The sequence below is a fragment of the Terrilactibacillus laevilacticus genome (assembly GCF_006517395.1).
Classification (GTDB): domain Bacteria; phylum Bacillota; class Bacilli; order Bacillales; family Sporolactobacillaceae; genus Terrilactibacillus; species Terrilactibacillus laevilacticus.
In genome coordinates, this window is the sequence record NZ_VDCY01000001.1 from 143589 (window position 1) to 160308 (window position 16720).

Genomic DNA, 16720 nt, shown 5'->3' on the forward strand with positions numbered 1-16720 from the left:
TCTACTCGAAACCCCATCTCCTTTCCATCTTAGATACAAACCCTAAAAAGACCGAGCCATGCTTGCATGGCGAATCGTTTAGGGTTTGTATCTAGAACTTGCGAAGCAAGTGCGAACAAAGTGAGCAGATGGAAAGGAGATGCCGCCCCGCATCGAAGAGCCGTTTGCGCCCCCCCACCAACCTTGCCTCGAAACCGAAGGTGCAGAGGCAAGCGTAAGTTGAAAGCGAATCGTTTAGATTTTTTACCTGGTACACCGTGAATCGTTCATTGTTTAACCTATATACAGACTATTGGCTTTATTGAGTTTTCTAATTAAGTAAAGTCTGAAAGACTCCTCATCTCAACATTTCTAAGACTTATGTACAAGACTTTATTACAATTAAAACAAGTTAAGCGAGAAATAAATGAGAGCAGCAAGGATGCCTTTATTGAATCACTGAAACGGAAGAATAAGAAATTAGAAGATGATAACAAACAACTTAGAGAGCATTTGAAATTCTCTTATAGAGGTTGTTCAAAAAGTCACCAAATGATAAGCTACGAATCCTCGACGCCCGCTTGTTTTTCCGGTCCTCATGTAGCAAAAACCTACATTTCGGTCCTCAAAACAGCGCCGCCTTGATCTTCTTGCTTCTAATTTGTCACCTTTTTGAAAACGCACTTATACAGAAGTATATAAAATAGGTTAAGATTATTATTATGTGAACGGTGCTCACCGTCCCTGCCTGTTTAACAAGCGAGGCTAGATTGGTAGGAATCTTGTATAATAAACTCAAGCTTTTTTAACTTAAGATAAGAGGGTATAAAAATGGATAATGAAACAGCCAAAAATATTAGAGAAAGCTTAATAGCTGATTGTACGCAGTGCTTTGGACTCTGCTGTACAGCGCTTAATATTGTAGCATCAAGTGACTTTGCAATAAATAAAACTGCTGGAACACCTTGTCCTAATTTACAAAGGGATTTCCGGTGTAAAATTCATAATAATCTAAGAGAAAAAGGATTTAAGGGATGTACAGTGTTTGATTGTCTTGGTGCAGGCCAAAAAGTTTCTCAAGTCACTTTCAATGGACAAAGTTGGCAAGAACATCCTGAGATTGCCGAAAAGATGTTTAGAGTATTTCCTGTCATGGAACAATTATACGAAATGATTGCGTTTATAGCTGAAGCATTAACTTATGAGATTTCAGATTCATTGCAAATTAAGTTAAATAAACAATTAGAAAAGTTACAAATCTTGACGGAAAGAGATGCTGATAGCTTATTGTCATTAGATATCATGGAGTGTCGACAACCTGTAAACGAATTACTGCTAGAAACAAGTGAATATATTCGAAGCGAGCTAAGCTCGAAAGTTTTTGCTATTAAAAAAGGAAAAAATCACAGGGGGGTTGATTGGGTTGGTAAGAAATTAACAGGTAAAGATTTAAGAACGACTGATTTACGAGGGGCTTATTTAATTGCTGCGGATTTACGAAATACAGATTTAAGAGGCGTTGATTTTATTGGAGCTGATTTACGTGATGCAAATTTAAATGGGGCAGATCTTTCTACAAGTATGTTTTTAACTCAAATGCAAATTAATTCAGCTAAAGGTAACCATAAAACTATATTACCTTCTCACATACAACCACCATATCATTGGACTAGCTGATTTTCTTTTTTGAGTACTGAAGTTGATTTTTTAAGACTGGGTTTACTATCAGTCTTATTCAAGAACTCCGATTGTTAAACAAAAAGTAAAAGGGCGATACATATTATACATGACTAATTTGTATTACCCTTTATTTTTTATGACTTTTTATGATTTAGGTCTTGATAATTTCAAAAAGCTTGATCAAAATAGATTGATCAAACTTTACCTCTGATAATGTTCAAAAATAAAAGAACGAAAAGCTTTTACTGCAGGTGACATGTAATGATTTTCTCCCCAGGCGAGACCAATTTGCCTCTCACAGATAGGCCAGCGAACGCGCAATTTGGCTAGTGGAATACTATCAATTTCCCTAGAATCAGGAATAAGGGTCACGCCAAGACCAGCAGCAACAAGTCCCGCTATGGTTGTGATCTCTTCCCCTTCAAAGGTCATGTTTGGAACAAAACCAGCTTCATCACAAAGTTTATTTGTGATAGAGCGAAGGGCGATACCTTCTTTTAAAGAGATAAAAGGTTCATCCTTAATTTCTTCAAATGTTATTGTATCGTATTTGGCTAAACGATGATTTTTAGGAACCATAACAAACAGCTCTTCATTCCATAAATTTTCCCAATGAACATCCAATTTCTCATCCACAGGGTTAACGAGGCATAGATCAATTTCACCTAATACTACATCATGTAATAAAGATGAACTATCATTTTGATGTAATTTAATTTTGGTCTTAGGATAATATTCACGAAACGTTCTAACCATGTCAGGAATAATGTTGATCCCTAATGTATGTAAAAACCCAAGAGAAATTTCTCCGAATTCAGGGTCTAAAAGATCTTGAATTTCTTGTTTTCCTTCTTCAAATTCTCGCAATATTCTTTCGGCGCGATTTAAGAAGATCTTTCCATAACGATTTAAAATAATATTTCTACCTTGTCTTTGAAACAATGGAACACCAAGTTCATCTTCCAACCGCGAGATAGACCTGCTTAATGCCGGTTGAGAAATGGATAGCTCTTCTGCGGCATGGGTCATATGCTGGCTTTTTGCTACTGTATAAAAATATTCAATCTGCTGCCACTCCATAAATTTGTTCACTCCATTCAATTTAAGTTTAATACATCTTATATAAAACGACCAAATTCGTTTGCAAATTTATTGTGACTCCCTGAATAATAAAATGGGAAAAAATACATATGTATAAAATGCATCAATCACATGCAAAGAACATATTAGACATTATCAATTAAAAAACATACCATAGGTAGTAAGAATTCACAAGAACGAAAGGGATTGAAAAAAAATGGACTACATAAAACCAGTGGACAAAGCCTACAAAAAAACAATTATAGCTTTGTTTCTGGGGAGTTTTGTAACCTTTGCAGATTTATATAGTACTCAACCTGTTATTCCTCTAATTGCAGAGCAATTTCAGGTAACGCCGACAATAGCAAGTTTATCGCTATCCTTTTGTACTGGAGCACTAGCCTTATTTTTACTTGTTCTTTCGTTTATTTCTAATTCATTTGATCGAAAAAAATTAATGACCGTTTCGCTTGTTCTTTCAGCTATTTTATCGATATGTGTAGGGTTAACAGGCAATTTATATTTACTTATTGCCATTCGTTTTCTACAAGGGGCCGTGCTGGCAGGTTTTCCATCTATTGCTATGGCTTATATCAATGAAGAATTTGACAAAAAAACGATGGGGCTTGTGATTGGAATATATGTCAGTGGTAATAGTGTAGGTGGACTTTCGGGCCGATTAATCGTAGGTATCTTAACTGATCTGGCTAATTGGAAAATGGCCATCTTAATACTCGGTATCATTAGTCTCATAATTGGGATATTCTTTAAAATGATGTTACCTGAATCACACCATTTTACACATAAGAAATGTACATTTAAAACCAATCTTAGAACTTTTGTTCAAACATTAAAACAACCAAGTTTATTACTCTTGTTTGGTATAGGTTTTATTCTTATGGGAGGGTTTGTAACGCTCTTTAACTACATTGGAATTCTGCTTACATCAGAGCCATATAACTTGAGTCAAACTCTGGTCGGTTTTATCTTTATTATATATTTAGTAGGAACCTTTAGTTCGACTTATATGGGTAGAATGGCCGACCACCATGAGAGACCAAATGTCATCATCTTCAGTATTATGTTGATGGTCTTAGGTGCTATTTTGACATTATCTAGCCCACTTGTCTTAAAAATTATTGGTCTTGGCTTCTTTACCTTTGGTTTCTTCGGCGGACACTCGGTTGCTAGTAGTTGGGTTGGAATAATAGCCGGAAAAAGCCAAAAAGCTCAGGCATCTTCTCTATATCTCTTATTCTATTATGCTGGTTCAAGTTTTGTTGGAGCAACGGGAGGAGTTTTTCTTGGCCAATTTGGTTGGATTGGCGTCATCGCTTTAATTGTGGTCCTTCTCGTCATTGCTATACTATTTTCTGTCTCAACGTCTTATATTCAGCGTCATAAGTCGGTCTTACAAGTGAAAAAGGGAATCGTTCGAAATTAAGGAATGGAATTTTACTCACCAAGATCCTCGAGGTTTATTTTGGACTCCGGGGATCTTTTAAAATGGAAAAAATGAATTAAATTCAAATAGCGGCCTCATTGATCAACTCTAACATCTACAATCCTTAATGACTTGGTTAGTTTATGTGATAATTAATAAATTGGTGCTTGGCTGATCGTTTACTTATTCCCAAAAGTAGGGTAATACATAAAAAGATCGTTCGAAAAAAATTCAAACGATCTTTTTACTTTGTTTTTGGATATAAAGTTTAACTATAATATGTATCTAGAACGCTTCGTACATATCTTTGTGTTTCCGAGAACGGAGGGACACCATGATATTTGGCAACATTTCCAGAACCAGCATTATAGGCTGCGAGTGCAAGTTCCTTATTTCCATTATATTTCTTTAGAAACTCTGCTATGTACTTTGTGCCCCCTTCAATATTTTGCTTAGGATCGAAGACATTCGTTATGCCAAGAGATGCAGCTGTAGCAGGCATCAGCTGCATCAAGCCTTTTGCACCTGCTGGACTTATTGCGTTGGGGTTCCCACCTGATTCATGTTGAATGATCGATTGAATGAGTTTTGGATCAACTTGATTTTTTATTGCACTTTGATGAATGAGAGTGTCTATGGTATTAGTATTAGATTGGTTAGTAGATGCAGCCGATTTATTTGTTTCAGGTAAAAGATAATTCCCATAATAATTTGAATTAATTTGATTAGTGAGAAAATCTGAACTTGATGAGTCTAAGGATGAAAGCTCTTTTTGTTCCAAAGCATCTAAGATCAAACTGAAAAGCGATGAAAAAGATGATGAATGACTCATACCTTCAAGAGGAGACGAATCGATTTTGTTATTGTTCACCGGAGTTAACGCATTGTTCAAGCTTTGATACAAGTTGGTTTGCATAATTTGAGGAAACAATGAACTAGACATTTAAGATAAGTCTCCCTTTTTATAGTTGTAAAACCTTAATATTTTATTCAATGTCGGTCTTTCTGAAATGTCAAATTGATTCAATAACTGCGTAAAGGTCTTTTTTCCTTCTAGACGTTCTTTTGCTTCATATTCAAGTTCAAAATCTTCAATTCCAAGGTAACGGCTATGGTCAAGGAACAGTTCACCATTTAAATAGGGAAATTGAGCTCTAAATGTCAAAAGGGCTCCAAGTGATTTTAGCGGCTGAGTTATAAGATTGTTTTTAGTTAACAAAAAAGAAATGTCACCTGCTGGAAGTTGTCCACTTTCAAGCATATGTTTAGCCTCTTTCTCCGTCAGAGTTTGATGGGTCTCTAATATTCCATTGTGATGAGGCTGTTTTAATGTCAGCACAAAGTGTCCGTTTTTTTCTCTAATTCTAAGGGCTGTCTGTTTATTCCGTAGCTCAAATGATTCAGTATCAAAATAATAATTAGTCTGTTTTTTAAAATCTGCAGTTGTGATATGAAATGCCTCACAAAGATGATGGAATTCACTTTTGTGAAGCATATTTTTAAATTCAATTTCGATCTCTTGCTTCATGTCAAACGCCCCTTATAATCTCGTATCAATAAGGAATTATTTTTTCTTCACTTTTTTATGAATAATAATTTGGAATGATTACTGTAATTATGCCATAATGAAGGGGTAGAAACAATGTCAAAGGAGATTTTATATAGATGTTTTATAATCTCATTTTAATTAAATAAGCCCATCTAATTATACTTTCTCCTGAAATTGATCAAGAAAAGTTTGAGGTGATGTACGTATGAAATGGGATGAGTTTCTTGCCCCTTATACACAAGCTGTGAATGAATTAAAAATAAAATTACGCGGTTATCGTGATTTGTATGAAGTAGCATCCCAGCATTCACCCATTGAATTTGTCACAGGACGAGTTAAGCCAGTTGCAAGTATTCAACATAAAGCCAGGGAAAAGGGGATACCTATTCATAAAATTCAAAGTGGGATCCAAGACATTGCCGGAGTACGGGTCATGTGTCAATTTGTTGATGATATTAACACCGTTATTAAAATGATTCGAAGTCGTACAGATTTTAAAGTTGTAGAGGAAAAAAATTACATAGATGAGCAGAAGAAAAGTGGTTACCGTTCTTTTCATTTTATTATTGAATACCCTGTTCAAACGATTAATGGAGAGCACAAAATTTTAGCGGAAATACAAATTAGGACACTTGCCATGAACTTTTGGGCTACAATAGAACATTCCTTAAATTATAAATATGAGGGACGAATACCTGAAGAAATTCAAGCACGACTTTTACGTGCAGCAGAAGCAGCCTTCAGATTAGATGAGGAAATGTCAAATATTCGAGAAGAAATCCAGATAGCACAACAGCATTTTAAAGCAAAAGAACGAGAAGAAGACACTAAAATAAAGAGACCGTATGAAATTTAGTCGATAAAGAGTAGGGGTGAAATGAATGAAATATGCAATCCAATCAAAGGGTGATGATCGATCCAATGAAACAAGAGATAAAATTATTCGTTGTTTCGAAGAATACCAAATCGAATATGATGATGAGAATCCAGACATTGTCATTACAGTTGGAGGAGATGGAACGTTATTACACGCTTTTCATCAATATGTAAATACACTCGATAAAATTGCTTTTGTCGGTGTTCACACAGGTCATCTTGGCTTTTACGCTGATTGGAGAACAACTGAAATAGAAGAATTGGTTCATAAAATCGTTCATGATCCATTAAGAATTGTAAAATATCCATTGCTGGAAGTGATCATTAAGTACAATAATGGGAAACCTGATGAACGATATCTAGCCTTGAATGAATGCACAGTGAAGAGTGAAGTTGGTTCGGTTGTTATGGATATAAGAATAAAAGATGATTTGTTTGAAACTTTTCGTGGAGATGGATTATGTATTTCAACACCTTCTGGGTCAACAGCTTATAATAAGTCCTTATCAGGAGCTATTATCCATCCATCAATTGAAGCCATACAATTAGCTGAAATGGCGTCTATTAATAATCGCGTTTATCGTACTATTGGTTCACCACTTGTCATGCCGAAAGAACATGTCTGTAAATTGTACCCATTGAAGAATTCAAAATATCATATATCAATTGATCATATTTTTCTTATACATAATGACGTCAAATCCATCCATTGCCGGGTTGCACCTGAAAAAATTCAGTTTGCTCGTATTCGTTCTTTCCCTTTTTGGAACAGGGTGAGAGACTCATTTATAGGTAGAAAAAGAGACATTTAAAGGTTTTGAAAGGATCTCAAAAATGAAACAACCTTATCGAATTGAAACCATCGTTAGTCCTAAATATAATGGTTTGCTTCTAAAAAGTTATCTGTTGCAAGAGCAAAAAATATCGAAAGCAGCCCTTAAATCAATTAAATTTAATGGGGGGGATCTTTTAGTCAATGGCATGCATCAGACAGTTAGATACGTTCTCTCAGAAGGAGACAAGGTAACCATTCTGTTCCCTCCTGAAGAGAAGAGTACCTCATTAGTCGCTACACCTTTTCCACTAGATATCGTGTTTGAAGATGATCATCTTCTTGTAATTAACAAACCAAGTCAAATGCCTGTCATTCCATCCTATCGATATCCTACTCATAGTCTTGCTAATGGTGTATTAGCTCATTTGGAAAAACAAAATTTAGCTTATACCGTACATACGGTTACACGGCTGGATCGAGATACATCTGGACTTATTCTTATTGCAAAGCATCGGCATGCTCATGATGCTTTCTTTAAGATGCAGCTTGACCATCTGGTGCATCGGCGTTATATCGCTGTTGTAGAAGGATCGCTGGATGAAAAACAGGGAGTGATTGACGCACCGATTGGCCGAAAAGAAGGAAGTATTATCGAACGATCAGTTGTCGAAAAAGGCGGAAAAACGGCTATTACTCATTATAAGGTTATTAAAGAAGACCAAAATCATAGTACAGCTGTTGTACAGTTAAAAACAGGCCGGACACACCAGATCAGAGTTCATTTTTCCTATTTGGGTCATCCACTTGCTGGTGATGATCTCTATGGTGGTACATTAACTTATATTGATCGACAAGCTCTTCATAGTTTTGAGCTAAGCTTCGTGCATCCCTTTACTCATAAATCAATGTCATTTCGAGCTCAATATCCCGAAGACATGCGTTTCTTAATTAGAGAAGACATCAATCTGGAAATGATCTGAATTTTTCTATTAAGAGTGGTTGCTCAGATTGGACAAAGACAGTTTCACGTTCAGGATAGCGTAAAGCGGTTAATTTTCCGCCAAAAACACACCCTGTATCAATATTTACTGTATTATTTTTCCACCTAGGTTCAAAAATGGGTGTATGACCATACACAATTAATGATTTCCCTGTATAGGACTTAGCCCAATCACGCCGTTCAGGTAATCCGTTGATATCCTTTTGTCCTGTTGTATCGCCATAAAGAACAAAGGATTCAACTTTTTTATTTGTTTTACCAATCATATCTTGTCTAATTCCTGCATGGCAAACGACCAGATTTTGTTCATCTAGTACGGTGTAGAGTGGGGCATTTTCATATAGCATGCGAAAAGAATGAGAGACTTTTTTTCTTTCACGTGGGTGAAGATTTTCAAGTTCAGCCACGGTCGTTTCTAGACCATGTTTTATTTGGACATTTCGTCCAATTAAATAACGATACAATTTATTGCAATGATTACCGGGTACATAAAGAGCCTTTTCAGCTTGGACTAATTCGTAGACAAGATGAATACATTTAAGTGAAGCTGGCCCTCGATCTGTTATATCTCCAACAAAGACCACTTTTCGATGATCTGGGTGCACAAATAATTTACCCTCTCTTAAATAACCTAATTTTTTTAGCAAATAGATTAATTCATTATAGCATCCATGAATATCTCCTATAATATCGAATTTCAAAGGCATTCGCTCCTTCAAAAATATTTCTTTCAATGCGTGTTTAAAAAGGTGACAAATGAAAAAGGCTTACTGGCTAAGTACGCTGGCATCCTGCCATAACGACAGTACTAGCCCGTCCTGGGCGCGTCGGAGGCTAAGAGCGGCGCAAGAACCTCTTATACCTAACTATATCATGAATCAAAATATAGACATTTATAATAAAAGAATAAATTGGATTAAAAAAAGAACATCGCTATCGATGTTCTTTTTAAAAAGTTTTGTTAATGTATCAATTTATTGCTAATGGGTGGAAGTTTCACTTTATTAACAGTTTATGAAAACATATAGGTCCTTTTTCTAGCTTGAATACTAAGGATAAGTCCAATTGACATCAGACTGGTTAATAATGAACTACCTCCATAACTTAGAAAAGGAAGCGTGATCCCGGTAATCGGCATGACTTGTATGGTCATACCGATATTTTCAAATACTTGAAAGGTAAACATGCCGATGAATCCAGTAATCATATAGCTGCCAAGTGGATCATGAGTTAAAGAAGCGGCTCTAACCATGCGATAAATGAGGATAAAATATAAGCCGATGACTATGGATGCGCCAATGAATCCAAAACTCCCCGCGATCACAGAAAAGATAAAGTCAGTATGAGCCTCTGGAAAGAATACCGTTGGATCAAGCCCTTTATTAAACAACTGTCCTGTCCCTACGGCATTAAGTGAAGTAATGAGTTGGTAACCTTGGTCATTCGTATATTTATAAGGATCAAGCCAACCATAAAATCGTGCACTTTGGTGTTGTTTTAAAATTAAACCAATCAACGAAGGGAACTTAAACCAAGCAATAAAAAAAGCCGTTACTCCGACAACTAATGCGAGGATCATCGATAAAATGAACTGCCATCTAATCCCTGAGATAATAAAAATACAAAAGATAATGGAAAACATAACCAGTGCTGTTCCCAAATCTGGCTGAGTGAGAACAAGTAAAAATGGGGGTCCAGCAACAAGCGCTAATTTCCCAAGTAATAAAAAATCTTCATGAACCGTTTTTACGGCGTACGTCTCGTTATGATTAAAAATAACAGCACTCATCGAAATAATCATAAATAGTTTCATAAATTCAGACGGTTGGATTTGACCAATTCCCGGGAATTGGTACCAACTCCATGCCCCTTTGATTGGGTGAACAAAGGGCACGGGTACATGTAGAAATTGAGCGACTGAAATCCCAAATAGAAGAAAAAGGCCAAACCCATAAAAAAACCAGTGTAATTGCCTGAGACGGTCATAATCGAATAAAATAATAAGAAAAGCCATAATTCCACTGATGACATACCACTGAATCTGTTTATTAACAAAGTTGATATGACGAAGATTATAGTCTAAAGGGGCCTGATGAATAGCAATAAGACTTGTACAAAAAAGTAAGAAAACGGTAAAAATGAGTGTGTAATCTAGTTTTGAGAAAATATTATCCTTATTCATAAGCGAACTTCCTTTTTCTAAGTTGTAAAATTTTCTTTATTTTGATTGATATTTACAAATCACCACCACTTTAAAAGTAGCAATATAAAACATTCGTTTGCTGCGTTCGTTTTTTTGACCTTACTCGTTAAAATTCACTTATTTTAAATTGTTTTCGGAAATATGGTTGGTATCAATTTATCTTGATGTAAAAAAATCTCTAAAGTTGTTTACCACCGGAGAAAGTCTAACATTTACTCATTCATTTAGTCGTTATCTCCCACTTAAATGTTATAAGATGAGATTTTAAATGGGTATCTCTATTTTTTAAGATAAAAAACTTCCATAGGTATAAAATGGGAGTTTTCTGAACCTCTCATGATTAAAGTCAAAAGTGTTCTCGGCTATTACATAAAGTACAGCTAAATTATACTAGATACTTGAGTTCACGTGAAATAAAAAATTAAACGAGCCACGAGAAGACCATTACTTGAGTCGTTCTTAATCAAACATGTATGTTCTTTTTCGAGATTGAATGCTGAGGATAATCCCAATTGCCATCATACTGGTGATAATTGAACTCCCTCCATAACTTAAAAACGGGAGGGTGATCCCAGTAATTGGCATTACCTGTATGGTCATTCCAATGTTCTCGAAAACTTGGAACATGAACATGCCGATAAATCCAGTAATGATATAACTTCCAAAAGGATCATGACTCGTCATTGCTGCATGGACCATGCGATAAATTAAAATAAAATAAAGTCCAATAACAATGGAGGCACCGATAAATCCAAAACTACCTGCAATAACAGCAAAGATAAAGTCAGTATGACCCTCAGACATATTAACAGCTGATTTATCTAGACCGAAGTTTAACATTTCTCCTGGCCCAATGGTGTGTAAGGATTGAATTAATTGAAACCCTTGCTCATTTGAGTATTTAACAGGATCTAACCAGCCATAAAAACGGGCTTTTTGGTGAGATTCTAAAACAAGATCAATTAGTGAAGGGAATTTAAACCATGATACAAAAAATAAAATGACTCCTGCCACGATAGTTGATACCATCGCTAAGATGATTTGCCAACGTACGCCAGAAACTAAAACAATGCAAAAAATAATTGAAAACATAACAAGAGCTGTTCCAAGGTCAGGTTGTGCGAGAACTAGGAAAAAAGGCGGTCCTGAAACAAGAGCCAGTTTTCCGAGCAGGATAAGATCATCATGAACAGTTTTAATAGCATCATTTTCATTGTGTTTAGAAATAATAGTACTCATCGAAACAGTCATAAAGATTTTCATAAATTCAGATGGCTGCAAAGAGCCAATACCAGGTATTGCATACCAACTCAGAGCACCCATGGTATCTTCCGGGTCTGCAACAAAAGGCACGGGTATATTAAGAAATTGTTTCAATGATAAACCAAGAAGTAATAGCATACAAAAACCATATAAGATCCAATGAATTTGTTTGAGATAGTCATAATCGATTAACAAAAAAATCACAAAAACGATTAATCCAAAAAAATACCATCTGATTTGAGGGATAATAAAATTTTTTCCGCCGTCTGGTGCATAATATAGAGCCACTAGACTAATACAAAAAAACAGAAAAATAATAAAGATAATTGTATAATCAAGTTTTGAAAAAATGGATTGATTTTTGTTCATAAGACTGTTCCTTTTTACAAATAATAACTGGGTTCCATTTCATCATACCTTATGTTGAGTCAGTATGAAACGGAAATGTTTTAAAATAAGGGTCTTTTTAAATTTTGTTGCTTGTTATTAGATTGCCAAAACCAAATTATTATAGTCGCGGAATTACATAACAATAGAATATAATCGTCTTGTGGAACGTATACCTTAAATTTCTGTATCTAACTAAGTCGGATGAGTGGACATTTTGTATTGGTTGAAAGATAATAAGAATTTCATTAGAATAGTAAAAAACATTTAGGAGGAAGGTATGCATTCAACAGTTACTTCATTAGTCGTTGTATTACTCGCAGCGTTAGTTACCCCAATTTTATTAACAAAATTCAAGCTAAATATTATTCCAGTTGTTGTGGCAGAAATTATGGCAGGTTTAATTATAGGTGAAAGTGGATTTAATCTGGTTGACCATGGGGCTTGGATAGATACGCTATCCACTTTAGGATTTATATTCCTCATGTTTTTAAGTGGAGTGGAAATTGACTTTTCAGTCTTCACCTCTAGTGGGAATAAAAAGAAAGGGAAAGATGGAAAATCTACACCTAATGGATTAGTTATATCTAGTCTTGTTTTCCTAGCTATTCTGATCATTTCATTTATTATTTCTGTTATATTAACGCTATGTAATTTAACAAGCAATTATTTCTTCATGACACTTGTTATATCGACCATCTCATTAGGCGTTGTTATGCCTACTCTAAAAGAAGCCAAATTGATGAAAACGTCAATTGGGCAAATCATCCTTTTAATTACGGTCATTGCAGATCTCGTAACGATGGTTCTCTTATCCGTCTTTGTCTCATTCTATGATAAAAGCTCTGGCGGAATGGGTCTCCTATTGATACTCTTTGTCGTCGGTGTCGTTATTTACTTCATCGCTAAGACGCTACGCCATAGAACTTTTTTTGAATCTTTATCAAAAGGAACTGTGCAAATAGGAATGCGTGCCATATTTGCTCTCATTATATTGCTTGTCGGTCTTTCCGAGACTGTCGGTGCTGAAAATATATTAGGCGCATTTCTAGCGGGAGTACTTGTATCTCTATTGTCCCCAAACAGAGAAATGGTTCAACAACTTGACTCATTTGGCTATGGATTTCTTATTCCGATTTTCTTCGTCATGATCGGAGTCGATTTAGATATTTGGAAATTATTTAGCGATTTCACGGTTCTCCTTATAATTCCTATTTTATTTGTAGGTCTATTAGTGTCTAAATTGATTCCTACTTTAATTCTAAAGAAATGGTATGATTGGCGTACCGTCATTGGATCAGGATTTTTACTGACATCCACCTTGTCTCTTGTCGTTGCTGCAGCTAAAGTCGGGGAACGTATTCACGTGATCGATAATAAGATGTCATCGGCATTAATTCTACTTGCTGTTATTTCATGTATTATTACGCCTGTCGTATTTCGTAAGGTCTTTCCAAAAACAGCTGCAGATGAAAAACAACGGATTGTCTTTATTGGTGCTAACCGAATAACGTTGCCGTTGTCTTTAGAAATGAATGAAGGTTCATTCGAAACAAAAATATACCATACTAAATTACAAAAGTTAGAATCAAATGAGGCTGATACCTCATTTGATGTCATCGAATTAGATAATTACGATGAAACAACATTAGAAAAAGCAGGCTGTTTCACAGCTGATATTCTTGTCGCTTCGACAGGGGTAGATGATACCAATGCCAAAATATGCAAAATGGCGAAGGATCGTGGCATTAATCGCATTGTTTCACGAATTGAAAGTCCTGAACTTATGAAAGAATTGCAAGACGAAGGCATTGATACTTTTTCGACTTATTTCTCTATAAAATCTGTTTTAAAAGCGATTATTCATTCTCCTGATTTAGTCAAACTTCTAAACGAAAAAGACAATGGTCTCTATTCCATTAATGTAAATAATAGAGAAATCGTGGGGCCGACGTTACGTCGTCTACCATTCTTAGGAGATATTATTGTTGTAAGAATCTATAGAGGCAGAGATTCTATTCTTCCTCAGGGTGATACTCAAATAAGAGTCGGTGACCGATTAGTTGTTACTGGAAGTAAAGAACATGTCGATAAGCTTAGAGAACGGTTAGAATAAAACTCGGATAGGTAAATCACGTATCAGAAAACGATATCGTGATTTACCTTTTTTCTTTGAGAGACGAAAAAACTACATGGATAGCTAACATAGCCTATTAAATGCATATATGACGTTGGCAAATATCCAGACATTCATGATATAATTGATTTCAGATGATAGATTTTATGAAAGATTTCGGGAGGTAAACAAATGAATTTGTCTTTAGAAGGACGTACCATCGTCGTTATGGGGGTTGCCAATAAAAGAAGTATTGCATGGGGCATTGCACAAGCTCTTGACAAAGCTGGCGCAAGGCTCATTTTTACATACGCAACTGAACGATTTAAGGCAGGAATTGAAAAATTAGCAGAAACGCTAGAAAATAAAGATAGCTTATTCTATCCTTGTGATGTTACAAACGATGAAGAAATCAAATCCACTTTTACAGCCATTAAAGAAGATGTAGGAACGATCCATGGTTTAGCCCATTGTATCGCTTTTGCGAATAAAGAAGAGTTAGAAGGCGATTATTTAAATACGACACGCGATGGTTTCCTTTTAGCTCAAAATATTAGTTCTTATTCATTAACAGCTGTGGCCAAAGAAGCAAAAGAGTTGATGACTGAGGGCGGTAGTATTGTGACTATGACGTACCTTGGTGGAGAACGTGTTGTTCAAAACTACAACGTGATGGGAGTGGCTAAAGCCAGTTTGGATGCAAGTGTTCGCTACCTTGCTAGTGATCTTGGCAAACAAAATATTCGTGTGAATGCGATATCTGCAGGTCCAATCCGTACATTATCAGCAAAAGGAATCTCTGACTTCAATAGTGTTGTTAAGGTTATTGAAGAACGTTCACCACTTCGTCGTACGATTACAACTGAAGATGTTGGAAACACTGCTCTATTTTTAATGAGTCAACTTGCAAGTGGCATTACTGGAGAAATTATTCACGTGGATAGTGGGTATCACGTTATAGGTATCTAATATAAAAATAATGAGCTGGCCAAATTGAAGGCCGGCTCTTTTTTATGCTTTGTACACCTATATTCAACATTGTTGGACCAAAGGCCTGAAATGACCGAAACTAGGATCAACTTAAACCCCTTGCAAGTTTTCTTTACACTTTAAGAAAGTGCAAAAATTTAAGGTATCGAGGCCTCTGTCTGCGCATTATAGGCCCTGCATTCGGTAAGTTTTCTTTATTTTGGTCTCCAAGTGACTTTACCACAGGACCGACAACCTGAAATTTCTGGTTTATCAAAGAGAGACTTTTTCGTGGATTCCATTTTTTCCTTATAATTTTTGCGTTTGGCTTTCCGATATAGTTTTTTAACCTCTTGTTTGTTCACTTTAAAATAAACCTCACTTTTTAAGATGTTTTATTCATATTTAGTATATTCATAGTAGATGCTCTTCGTTTTAATCATCGTTCTTTTTTTGTGAGAAAGGATTAATTTGTACTTTTTTTGGATGTTCTTTTTTGAAAGGATTAAACGTGTTAGTTGTGATGGGTTCATGGTTCAAAGCTTGAAAAGAGTCAGAATTTAAATGATTGAAACGTTTTTTCTTAGGTTTCAGGGTTTGTTTAGCAGGAAAAATTGGCCACGAAAATTCAGGTTGTGTTTTATTGGGCTTTTGGTAGGCAGCCAATGAAGGATTTATTTTATTTAGTACGTGATCAACAAGAAAGGCATAGGAGTCTTGTTTGATATAGCGAAGGAAAGGTAAATGTTTCGATTGATGAAGTAAAATTAAATAGGATAACCACTCGCTAGCCAAATAAATAGACGGACAATGGAATGTAATATAAGGCATTTTACTTTGTTTAGGTATCCAAATTCCTTTATAAATAAAGCGGGATTGATTCACGTTAAGTTCATTAGAGGGTATGAGACAATATTTTCGATTAGAATCCTTAATGGTCATGAACGGCTCTGATGAGTCATGCTCATAGGATACAATAAAATCTATTTGGTGGTCTTTCGCATGATAAAGATCAATAGAGGTATGTTTTAAGAGGTGGCTCGCCTGTTGGATTAATTCTTGCTGATGAGTTTGAATGAAGAGACGTTTCCCCTTTAAAGCTCCTATTATTTTATTGTTATCGGTTAATTGAAGACCCCAATAGGGAAGAAGTTTAACTAATTGATCAAAGGCGGTCCTATGTAAAACTAACGGTTGGTCATGAATATAAATCGTAGGCATTTTTTCACCACTTTCATATTTTAATCTAGACATCATTTATTTTATATAAAAGGATTAAGGTATTACCGGGTAAATAAAGGTAAAACAAAACCTCTTATAATGGGCACTAGGGCAAATGATTAAAAATTGGGCTATCAGAAGTGTGCCAATATCTTGGTTATACCCATAGTATGTAAGG

General features: G+C 35.5%; 14 protein-coding genes and 1 pseudogene. 8 read left to right on the plus strand and 7 right to left on the minus strand.

The genetic code is table 11. The annotated features are described in order from the left end of the window. Nucleotides 1–384: 384 nt before the first annotated feature. Nucleotides 385–507 (plus strand): annotated as a pseudogene (locus tag FG390_RS15960) (DUF6262 family protein); the annotation flags it as partial. 303 nt (nt 508–810) lie between these two features. Continuing rightward, entirely contained in the window at nt 811–1656 is an 846-nt protein-coding gene (locus tag FG390_RS00615) for a pentapeptide repeat-containing protein (RefSeq protein WP_141189087.1), read from the plus strand. Nucleotides 1657–1860: 204 nt separating this feature from the next. Here FG390_RS00615 and FG390_RS00620 read toward each other — a convergent pair whose 3' ends face one another. Then, nucleotides 1861–2739 carry a LysR family transcriptional regulator gene (locus FG390_RS00620; protein WP_141189088.1) on the minus strand — a complete coding sequence of 293 codons (879 nt, stop codon included), beginning with the start codon at nt 2737–2739 and terminating at the stop codon, nt 1861–1863. A gap of 217 nt (nt 2740–2956) precedes the next feature. Here FG390_RS00620 and FG390_RS00625 point away from each other — a divergent pair, with 217 nt between their 5' ends. Further along, nucleotides 2957–4183, plus strand: a complete 1227-nt coding sequence (locus FG390_RS00625) for an MFS transporter (RefSeq protein ID WP_141189089.1) — start codon at nt 2957–2959, stop codon at nt 4181–4183. A 268-nt stretch (nt 4184–4451) separates the two neighbouring features. Here the strand turns inward: FG390_RS00625 and FG390_RS00630 are convergent, their stop codons facing one another. Together FG390_RS00630 and FG390_RS00635 are read right to left on the minus strand one after the other, a co-directional pair. Further along, a complete protein-coding gene (locus FG390_RS00630) occupies nt 4452–5126 on the minus strand; it encodes a lytic transglycosylase domain-containing protein (RefSeq protein WP_246092662.1) in 675 nt (224 codons plus the stop codon). Next, a complete protein-coding gene (locus tag FG390_RS00635) occupies nt 5127–5711 on the minus strand; it encodes a CYTH domain-containing protein (protein WP_141189090.1) in 585 nt (194 codons plus the stop codon). It abuts the gene before it with no gap. 226 nt (nt 5712–5937) lie between these two features. Here FG390_RS00635 and yjbM point away from each other — a divergent pair, with 226 nt between their 5' ends. The 3 genes from yjbM to FG390_RS00650 are packed head-to-tail and all read left to right on the plus strand — an operon-like array spanning nt 5938 to nt 8363. After that, entirely contained in the window at nt 5938–6588 is a 651-nt protein-coding gene (gene yjbM / locus FG390_RS00640) for a GTP diphosphokinase (RefSeq protein ID WP_141189091.1), read from the plus strand. Nucleotides 6589–6613: 25 nt separating this feature from the next. After that, nucleotides 6614–7420, plus strand: a complete 807-nt coding sequence (locus FG390_RS00645; protein ID WP_141189092.1) for an NAD kinase — start codon at nt 6614–6616, stop codon at nt 7418–7420. 22 nt (nt 7421–7442) lie between these two features. Continuing rightward, nucleotides 7443–8363: an RluA family pseudouridine synthase gene (locus FG390_RS00650; protein ID WP_141189093.1), complete on the plus strand. Its 921-nt coding sequence runs from the start codon at nt 7443–7445 to the stop codon at nt 8361–8363. Here FG390_RS00650 and prpE read toward each other — a convergent pair. The 3 genes from prpE to FG390_RS00665 all read right to left on the minus strand — a co-directional run bounded on the left by prpE (nt 8344) and on the right by FG390_RS00665 (nt 12218). Then, nucleotides 8344–9084, minus strand: a complete 741-nt coding sequence (gene prpE / locus FG390_RS00655) for a bis(5'-nucleosyl)-tetraphosphatase PrpE (protein WP_141189094.1) — start codon at nt 9082–9084, stop codon at nt 8344–8346. The two genes, FG390_RS00650 and prpE, sit on opposite strands and share 20 nt — an antisense overlap. Nucleotides 9085–9395: 311 nt before the next feature. Beyond that, a complete protein-coding gene (locus tag FG390_RS00660) occupies nt 9396–10565 on the minus strand; it encodes an FtsW/RodA/SpoVE family cell cycle protein (protein WP_141189095.1) in 1170 nt (389 codons plus the stop codon). Nucleotides 10566–11045: 480 nt separating this feature from the next. Further along, nucleotides 11046–12218 carry an FtsW/RodA/SpoVE family cell cycle protein gene (locus tag FG390_RS00665; RefSeq protein ID WP_141189096.1) on the minus strand — a complete coding sequence of 391 codons (1173 nt, stop codon included), beginning with the start codon at nt 12216–12218 and terminating at the stop codon, nt 11046–11048. A 298-nt stretch (nt 12219–12516) separates the two neighbouring features. On the opposite strand from FG390_RS00665, the gene FG390_RS00670 reads away from it, so the two are divergent. Together FG390_RS00670 and fabI are read left to right on the plus strand one after the other, a co-directional pair. Next, nucleotides 12517–14352 carry a monovalent cation:proton antiporter family protein gene (locus FG390_RS00670; protein WP_141189097.1) on the plus strand — a complete coding sequence of 612 codons (1836 nt, stop codon included), beginning with the start codon at nt 12517–12519 and terminating at the stop codon, nt 14350–14352. A gap of 192 nt (nt 14353–14544) precedes the next feature. Further along, entirely contained in the window at nt 14545–15321 is a 777-nt protein-coding gene (gene fabI, locus FG390_RS00675; RefSeq protein ID WP_141189098.1) for an enoyl-ACP reductase FabI, read from the plus strand. Between the two features lie 435 nt (nt 15322–15756). On the opposite strand, the gene FG390_RS00680 is transcribed toward fabI, so the two are convergent. Further along, entirely contained in the window at nt 15757–16542 is a 786-nt protein-coding gene (locus FG390_RS00680; protein WP_141189099.1) for a hypothetical protein, read from the minus strand. Nucleotides 16543–16720: the final 178 nt, after the last annotated feature.

Coding starts and splice junctions, on each gene's coding strand:
- FG390_RS00615 (WP_141189087.1), top strand. CDS start 811: ATGGATAATGAAACAGCCAAAAATATTAGAGAAAGCTTAATAGCTGAT.
- FG390_RS00620 (WP_141189088.1), bottom strand. CDS start 2,739: ATGGAGTGGCAGCAGATTGAATATTTTTATACAGTAGCAAAAAGCCAG.
- FG390_RS00625 (WP_141189089.1), top strand. CDS start 2,957: ATGGACTACATAAAACCAGTGGACAAAGCCTACAAAAAAACAATTATA.
- FG390_RS00630 (WP_246092662.1), bottom strand. CDS start 5,126: ATGTCTAGTTCATTGTTTCCTCAAATTATGCAAACCAACTTGTATCAA.
- FG390_RS00635 (WP_141189090.1), bottom strand. CDS start 5,711: ATGAAGCAAGAGATCGAAATTGAATTTAAAAATATGCTTCACAAAAGT.
- yjbM (WP_141189091.1), top strand. CDS start 5,938: ATGAAATGGGATGAGTTTCTTGCCCCTTATACACAAGCTGTGAATGAA.
- FG390_RS00645 (WP_141189092.1), top strand. CDS start 6,614: ATGAAATATGCAATCCAATCAAAGGGTGATGATCGATCCAATGAAACA.
- FG390_RS00650 (WP_141189093.1), top strand. CDS start 7,443: ATGAAACAACCTTATCGAATTGAAACCATCGTTAGTCCTAAATATAAT.
- FG390_RS00660 (WP_141189095.1), bottom strand. CDS start 10,565: ATGAATAAGGATAATATTTTCTCAAAACTAGATTACACACTCATTTTT.
- FG390_RS00665 (WP_141189096.1), bottom strand. CDS start 12,218: ATGAACAAAAATCAATCCATTTTTTCAAAACTTGATTATACAATTATC.
- FG390_RS00670 (WP_141189097.1), top strand. CDS start 12,517: ATGCATTCAACAGTTACTTCATTAGTCGTTGTATTACTCGCAGCGTTA.
- fabI (WP_141189098.1), top strand. CDS start 14,545: ATGAATTTGTCTTTAGAAGGACGTACCATCGTCGTTATGGGGGTTGCC.
- FG390_RS00680 (WP_141189099.1), bottom strand. CDS start 16,542: ATGCCTACGATTTATATTCATGACCAACCGTTAGTTTTACATAGGACC.